Source organism: Acinetobacter parvus DSM 16617 = CIP 108168, assembly GCF_000368025.1.
Taxonomy (GTDB): Bacteria; Pseudomonadota; Gammaproteobacteria; order Pseudomonadales; family Moraxellaceae; genus Acinetobacter; species Acinetobacter parvus.
Window position 1 is genome coordinate 544,268 of the sequence record NZ_KB849211.1, and the last position, 531, is coordinate 544,798.

Consider the following 531-nt stretch of genomic DNA (forward strand, 5'->3'; position numbering starts at 1 on the left):
TGCTGAATCATAGATCACTGCATTTGCTGCAAGATTCCCTGTATTGGTTTTTAACAGTGCAATGTCATTTGTGTTAGTCGTGACTCGTCCATCAAGTCCTGAAATAGTGGTGTTCAACGTTCCAACTTCATTGTTAATTCGGGTATTCAGTGTTCCAACTTCTGTACCAATCCTGGTATTTAACGTAGTCACTTCATTGCCAATTCGGGTATCCACACCATCTATACGGGTATTAATCGTATTGGCGCTGGTTGTAATGGCTGTATTTAAATTACCTACTTCGGTTGTTACTCGTCCATCTAAAGTGCTGATTGCATTTTTATTGGTGGTGATTTTGCCATCCAAAGCGGTAACTTCATTACCGATTCGGGTATCTAAAGCTGCAACTGTCGTATCCACACCATCTATACGGGTATTAATCGTATTGGTGCTGGTTGTAATCGCTGTATTTAAATTACCTACTTCAGTTGTGACTCGTCCGTCTAAAGTGCTGATTGCATTTTTATTAGTGGTGATTTTGCCATCCAAAGC

Annotated in this window: 1 protein-coding gene; it reads right to left on the reverse strand. The window is 40.3% G+C overall.

Annotated elements, in window-relative coordinates; all coding sequences use genetic code 11:
- A partial coding sequence (locus F988_RS15190) for a hypothetical protein (RefSeq protein ID WP_004681393.1) occupies positions 1–531 on the reverse strand: 531 nt, incomplete at both ends.